The organism is Anaerospora sp. (assembly GCF_032013335.1).
Taxonomy (GTDB): domain Bacteria; phylum Bacillota; class Negativicutes; order Sporomusales; family DSM-15969; genus Anaerospora.
In genome coordinates, this window is the sequence record NZ_DALZUO010000020.1 from 73,053 (window position 1) to 79,989 (window position 6,937).

At 41.2% G+C, this 6,937-nt stretch carries 8 protein-coding genes; 5 read left to right on the top strand and 3 right to left on the bottom strand.

Going from position 1 to position 6,937, the window contains the following annotated elements; genetic code table 11:
* Nucleotides 1–61: 61 nt before the first annotated feature.
* Entirely contained in the window at nt 62–1,183 is a 1,122-nt protein-coding gene (locus tag RTR76_RS15110) for a hypothetical protein (protein WP_312522077.1), read from the bottom strand.
* A gap of 276 nt (nt 1,184–1,459) precedes the next feature.
* Here RTR76_RS15110 and uraA point away from each other — a divergent pair, with 276 nt between their 5' ends.
* Complete coding sequence (uraA, locus tag RTR76_RS15115) at nt 1,460–2,713, top strand: uracil permease (RefSeq protein ID WP_312522079.1); 1,254 nt, start codon at nt 1,460–1,462, stop codon at nt 2,711–2,713.
* A 53-nt stretch (nt 2,714–2,766) separates the two neighbouring features.
* On the opposite strand, the gene RTR76_RS15120 is transcribed toward uraA, so the two are convergent.
* Together RTR76_RS15120 and RTR76_RS15125 are read right to left on the bottom strand one after the other, a co-directional pair.
* The gene (locus tag RTR76_RS15120) at nt 2,767–3,261 is read right to left on the bottom strand and encodes a YajQ family cyclic di-GMP-binding protein (protein WP_312522081.1); all 495 of its coding nucleotides are present in this window, start codon (nt 3,259–3,261) and stop codon (nt 2,767–2,769) included.
* Nucleotides 3,262–3,287: 26 nt separating this feature from the next.
* Nucleotides 3,288–3,539, bottom strand: a complete 252-nt coding sequence (locus tag RTR76_RS15125; protein WP_312522083.1) for a hypothetical protein — start codon at nt 3,537–3,539, stop codon at nt 3,288–3,290.
* A gap of 356 nt (nt 3,540–3,895) precedes the next feature.
* On the opposite strand from RTR76_RS15125, the gene RTR76_RS15130 reads away from it, so the two are divergent.
* From RTR76_RS15130 to fba, 4 genes are all read left to right on the top strand, one after another.
* Nucleotides 3,896–4,231, top strand: a complete 336-nt coding sequence (locus tag RTR76_RS15130) for a hypothetical protein (RefSeq protein ID WP_312522084.1) — start codon at nt 3,896–3,898, stop codon at nt 4,229–4,231.
* A 65-nt stretch (nt 4,232–4,296) separates the two neighbouring features.
* Complete coding sequence (locus RTR76_RS15135) at nt 4,297–4,767, top strand: hypothetical protein (RefSeq protein ID WP_312522086.1); 471 nt, start codon at nt 4,297–4,299, stop codon at nt 4,765–4,767.
* A 119-nt stretch (nt 4,768–4,886) separates the two neighbouring features.
* Nucleotides 4,887–5,783, top strand: a complete 897-nt coding sequence (locus RTR76_RS15140) for an RluA family pseudouridine synthase (RefSeq protein ID WP_312522088.1) — start codon at nt 4,887–4,889, stop codon at nt 5,781–5,783.
* A 94-nt stretch (nt 5,784–5,877) separates the two neighbouring features.
* Entirely contained in the window at nt 5,878–6,807 is a 930-nt protein-coding gene (fba, locus tag RTR76_RS15145) for a class II fructose-1,6-bisphosphate aldolase (RefSeq protein ID WP_312522090.1), read from the top strand.
* Nucleotides 6,808–6,937: the final 130 nt, after the last annotated feature.

Here is a 6,937-nt window from a genome sequence, read left to right on the forward strand (position 1 = left end):
TTAATTAAAAATTCCTCTAATATAAGGATAATTATCACTAATTTTTTTTAAAGAATAATGCCTATTTATAAATTCGGACCTTCAAAGCATGGATTAATTGCAGTTTGTCATCGGACCATCCATCCGGTACACTGGGCTTAACGGGTTCTATAACCAGATTGGTATCACAGGTTAAGCTCCCTTCAGCAGCTCGAATAGCGGCTAGTCCCGAATTAGATCGGCAAATTGTTTGCACCATATCTCGATCCACAACTAAATCAATAACACATTCATCCTGGGTGTCGCCCTTAATGAATCCTTGAAAATAGCTCTTATCAATCGAAGGAATGTTTTCGTATATGCACGCGATAACCTGCATAACAATTGCCGCACATAATTCGATGTATTGTTTATTGATTTGCCTAGGTTCTTTTTGTTCATAACGAACTCTTCCGGCACTTGATAAACTGGATATATGCGTCGGAATAACGACTTTATCAGGTAACCATACTCTTACTAGTAATATGTTGTTTAATATATCAATATTAAGCTCAATTGGAGATGGCATAATCATTTTGGATAAAACTTCATCCAAGCGGGCAAGTATAGCTGATCTTTCACCTGCCAGCAGTCTTTCTATTGCCCCGATTCTTTCATCTTCTTTTTTGTCATGTTCAGCCCGCTCTGCTTCGATCTGTTGTTCAATCGCAGTGCGCCGTCTTTCGCCCTCCAGTTCTGCATTGGCAACTGCCGTATTAATTGCTTTCTGGCGATCCTGCGCTGTTAAGTATATAGAAACTGCCAGAAAAACATTTACTACAAATGTTGCTCCTAAAAACAGGGCATTACTATTACTGAGTAACATGGCAATTACGCCTACAACTAGTCCACCACCTTTAGTTGCTAACGGAGTAATGAAGCTTTCCTCTACTTTACGCTTAGCCTCAACAGGCAAATGATCAAAATTCGGAATACTTCTTTCTACAAAGGCTTGCCGTTCTAAGAGTGGCTGATAATCGACCGGTTCGTAAGACAGCTTACTCAAACTAGCCAACTGTCCTTCAAGAGCAAGATTATATTCATGCTCATGCTTCCAGCGCTCTTCTTGCACAGCATGGCGTACATAATGGACGCCAGCCTGTATTTGTCCGTCATTATCTTTATTTGATCGATTCACTCGTGATCCACTTAGTTTTTTGGCCATAGAATCCTCCTGTATTTTCCCCTATCTTCTTATTGTACTCAAAAGATTTTCATATGCCTAGCAAAAAATGATAGTTATTGTCAAATTATAAAAAAATATGGACAGGACTAGTAGGTTTGTGTTAGTCTATAAAAAGAAAACTGACCTTTAAATTAGTCCGGAGAGACTAGGAAGGTATACAATAAGCGGCCTTTGTATTTTTATGGCCATATTGGACCTTCAAGCCTCTTACTCCGGTAAGAGGCTTTTATTAATGAAAAAAAGAGGGGGATCATTATGAGCAGCCAAAGAATTATTCAAGTTGAAGAAAAACTGCCCATCCTGCAAACACTTCCACTAAGCTTACAGCATTTGTTTGCCATGTTTGGAGCTACTGTCCTTGTTCCCATACTATTTAAGGTAAATCCTGCCACAATTTTATTGATGAACGGTATCGGCACTCTTCTATATTTATTTATTTGCAAAGGCAGAATCCCGGCTTATCTAGGATCAAGCTTCGCCTTTCTCTCCCCGGTGTTCGTAATCCTTCCCCAATATGGTTATAATGCAGCTCTGGGTGGTTTCATCGTTGTTGGTGCCATCTTCACAGTGGTCGGCTTAAGTATCAAAGTGATTGGAACGAAATGGATCGACGTTGTCTTTCCTCCGGCAGCCATGGGCGCTATTGTTGCTGTTATTGGTTTAGAGCTGGCTCCCGTAGCAGCTGATATGGCCGGCTTGACTGCTAAAACATTAGACCCAAAAGTGATTACGGTTTCTGCCTTCACCTTACTGGTAACAATTTTTGGCTCAATCTTATTCCGTGGCTTCTTATCTGTTATACCAATTCTAATCGGAATCTTAGCTGGCTATATCCTTGCTTTTTCGATGGGAATGATTGATTTGAACATAGTTGCAAATGCACCTTGGTTTGCCGCTCCTACTTTCTATAGCCCTGAGTTCAATCTTGCTGCCATTGCTACCATTGTTCCAGCTGCACTTGTAGTCATTGCAGAGCACATTGGTCACCTTGTGGTAACAGGCAATATTGTTGGACGGGATTTAACACGCGATCCTGGACTGGACCGTTCGTTACTTGGCAATGGTCTTTCCACAATCATTTCAGGCTTCCTAGGCTCCACTCCCAACACTACTTATGGTGAAAATATTGGTGTTATGGCAATCACCAAAGTGTATAGCACCTGGGTTATCGGTGGAGCAGCCATAATCGCGATTGTCCTATCTTTTGTCGGTAAGCTTGCTGCCGCTATTCAAAGTATCCCAGTCCCTGTTATGGGTGGAGTTTCGCTGCTGCTATTCGGAGTGATTGCAGCCTCCGGGATTCGTATGCTGGTTGAATCAAAAGTAGATTACAGCCTGCCTCGCAATCTAATCCTAACCTCAGTTGTGCTTATCATTGGTATTAGCGGCGCTTACATTACGATCGGAACAGTAACCCTGAAGGGGATGGCGCTGGCAACAGTTGCCTCCATCTTCTTTAGCCTCAGCTTCAAGGTCCTCGATGTTCTCGGCCTTACAAACGATAAATAAAATAAGAGTAAAAACTCCGCAGCAAAAATTGCTGCGGAGTTTTTTTATATGTATTAAGAGCGAAAGTTAATAAACTGTAAGTCAATATTGAAATCACTTTGTTTTAATTTCATAATTGCCTTTTGTAACTCGTCCTTGTCTTTTCCTGATACACGTACCTGATCATCCATAATTTGCGCCTGGACTTTTAGTTTACTATCTTTAAGAGCAGCGATAACATCTTTCGCTTTTTCTTTGCTTATGCCCTTTTTAATAGTGACGATCTGGCGAACAGTACCATGAGATCCAGCCTCAATTTTGCCATATTCGAAACATTTTAGTGAAATCCCTCTTTTTACGGCTTTAGCATGAAGAATGTCAATGATACTTTGCAGCTTATAGTCACTATCAGCAACAAGCTTAATGACATCTTCTTCTTGTTTTATCTCTGCCTTACTTCCCCGAAAATCAAAACGCTGGTTAATTTCCTTAACGGTTTGATTAATTGCATTATCCACTTCCTGCATATCTACATCCGATACAACATCAAAAGAACAGTCTTTAGCCATCGCTAATCCCCCTAAGTGATTTTAAATTACTTCTTAATAGAAATACGGATTGTACTGCGGGCAACAACATATACAAAAGCCAATACTCCTCCAACGGTAAAAAAGAAAGCTATTGGTTTTACCATTAAGATTTCAGAGGTACCAATAAGGCAAAGCATTAACGTTACCATATAGGCTAAAAATAATTCACCATACCGTGGATTACCAACTCGAGGTGCAAGCGTGAGCCATACTAAGAATCCAACAAGTATAACATTACTGTAGTTTAAAATATCCATCTACGTTCCCCTCACCTGCAGAAATAAGATCTACTATAACATGAATACTTTCGCGGGTGAAAGTAAAATTTCCTGCTTACTTTTATAATCAGTACCACACCAAACATTTTATTCATTGGTTCTACACTGCTCTTCGTTCATCACTTTAAGAGCCAATCGTGAATATACTATCCAGAAAGGACACAAGAAGCTTATTCACACTTCCTTCGAGTTATATTTAAAATTAAACTTTCTAAATATCGCAGCTAAAAATTTACACCTGTAGCATTATGTTTCGAACCTGCATATGATGATACCAGGTAGATAACATAGATTTTAACATTTTTCCCATCATAAATAAAGGAGGTTTCTTGTTTATGGAAAGCAAATACCCGCATTGGTACCATGGTGATAATATGGAGTGTTGCGATTATCCAGAGAAAGAAATGATGTGCTGCGATGATATGCCTCATAAAGCATATCCGACAGAAACGATGAAAGACCGTATTATGTGTTTATTAGGTGACGAAGTCCTCTTTTCCGTCGATGCCCGTATCTGCCGTCGCGAATCTTTCTGTGGTACCTTATGCTACGTAGGCTGCGATTTCATCATCGTCAATGTATGTTTTCATCGTAAGTCAATTTCTATGCATATTCCTATTAAAATGCTGCGTTTCATTGCTCCGTACAAATCTCACGGCCGCATGTTCTAACTTCTACACACCCAAGTCAACCTCCGCATAGTATATACTAGTATGACAGAAGGGAGGAATGTCTGGTGTGGAAACGACGAGAGCGTAAGCCCATGGCTGTAGATATAGATCATATGAAAGTGCTTAACCAAGAAGCAATAGAACAATTAGAACTAATGAGCACAGCGCTGGAGGCCTCAGAACTGGCGACTGGGACTATGCGGGACAGCTTGGATACCATGGCAGAAAATCATTGGCACAGCTACATGGATATCATCCACATGCTAACAATGCATGATGAAGATTTAGCAGCTACCATGAAAAAACTGGGTACCGGGTTACGTGACGAAGAAGATAACGAATATGTAGAAAGAAAATTTGCCGCCAATCGAGAGCTATTACTGCTCCTTTTACTTGCCCTTATTCGGAGGCATCAACGTTTCATTCATCTTTGGGCCTTACGTGGCAGCCCTATGATTGACTATTTTAAAGAATCAATGGCAATGGAACGAGAACATATGTCAGAAATTGTTGCCATAATCCAAGGCATGGTGTAATATTGAGGCGATCATCTCGATCGCCTCAATTTATTTTTTAGCATATACTATATTAAAAAATACTGTAATAACAATCCTATTATCTTTCCCATACTAAGCATAATCAGAAAGGAGCAGCTATGCTAGACTTACTTGTCTCTACTGAACTATCCGCACTGCCATTGAAAGAATTTCTGCGAAAATCCGGTCTTTCACTGACACTCCGCCGACGGATTAAACATAATGGCGTCATCACCCGCAATGGTGCACACATCAACTGGAATGAGCCGGTATTCAATCAGGATCAAATAACGGTCTCCTGGCCTCTGGAGAATAAACTTGAACCTATTGCTATGCCCCTTGTCATCGCCTACGAAGATAACGCTCTACTTGTAATAGACAAGCCCTCTGGCATCATGGTTCACCCTACTGCCAGACAGGATGGCATAACCATTGCCAATGGCGTATTGCATCATTACCGGGAAAGTGGACAAAGCTGTGATTTTCATCCGGTTCATCGCCTTGACCGTCAAACCTCAGGCCTCCTGCTCGTTGCCAAAAATGCTTATATTCATCATCTTTTATCCGGGCAAGGCATTAAGCATGTACAGCGTTCTTACCAGGCAATCGTAACCGGCCAGCCCCAGCCCTTATCTGGTACAATAGATGCTCCGATCGGGAGAAAACCGGGCAGTATCATTGAGCGAATGATTTCAGCAAGTGGTCAAGAAGCAGTTACCGACTACCGAACAATTAGCGGGACATCTACAGCAAGCTTAATGCAGATTGCTTTACGGACCGGAAGAACTCATCAGATTCGAGTACATTTTTCACACATTGGTCATCCGCTTCTCGGTGATGATCTTTACGGAGGTTGTACAGATCTCATTAATCGCCAGGCATTGCACGCCGGCAAACTTGCTTTTAATCATCCAATTACCAATGAATTGCTCACCATCCATAGTCCTCTTCCGCCTGATATGCTGTCTATATTAACAGTGCTTGGAATAAAAGATAAGATTAGACAAGAAATATGATACATTTCTTTGAATGAGCATATACTGTTTATGCATAATGCTCACTAATATGGTATAATAAGGATCGACTATAAACTTTCCGGGAGGGAATCGCATGCCATTAGTAACCTCTACAGAACTTTTTAAAAAGGCCTATGAAGGCCAATACGCCATAGGCGCATTTAACGTTAACAATATGGAAATCATTCAGGGTATTGTTGACGCTGCCAAAGAAGAACAGGCTCCTCTTATTCTACAGGTCTCTGCAGGCGCCCGCAAATATGCTAAACATATCTATTTAATCAAATTGATTGAAGCAGCGCTTGAAGATTCCGGATTACCAATCTGCCTTCACTTGGATCACGGTGAAGATTTTGAAATATGCAAGTCCTGTATAGATGGTGGTTTTTCCTCAGTCATGATTGATGGCTCCAGATTGCCATTCGAAGAAAATATTGCGCTAACAAAAAAAGTAGTTGAATATGCGCACGCTCACGGTGTTGTAGTTGAAGGCGAGTTAGGCAAGCTGGCCGGTGTAGAAGATGCCGTTAATGTTAGTGCCAAAGATGCAACTTATACTGATCCGGATCAAGCTGTAGAATTTGTAAAGCGTACCGGTGTTGATTCACTAGCGATTGCAATCGGCACCAGTCATGGAGCTTATAAGTTTAAAGGTGAGCCTTCTCTCGACTTCGCGCGCCTGGAAACCATTACAAAACTCCTGCCTAACTTCCCGCTCGTATTGCACGGTGCTTCTACTGTATTGCCTGAGTTCGTTAAGAAATGCAATGACTTTGGTGGACAAATTGGCGGCGCACAAGGAGTACCTGAAGCTATGCTGCTTCAGGCAAGCAAGCTCGGTGTTTGCAAAATCAACATTGATACAGACTTACGTTTAGCAATGACTGCCTCTATTCGCGAGCACCTCATCAACAACCCTTCTGATTTCGACCCACGTCAATATTTAAAACCCGCTCGCGAAGCAATTAAAAATATGGTACAACATAAAATTCGTCACGTGCTTAACTGCAGCGGACGCCTTTAAAATAAAAGCTGAACTGGCACCAGTTCAGCTTTTATTTTTCTCATAAATTATATTTATCTCCTGCCGGGCCTTGTAATACAATGCAAAAAAGCACTTACATTCGTAAGTGCTTTTTTCAATCAGCGACTCC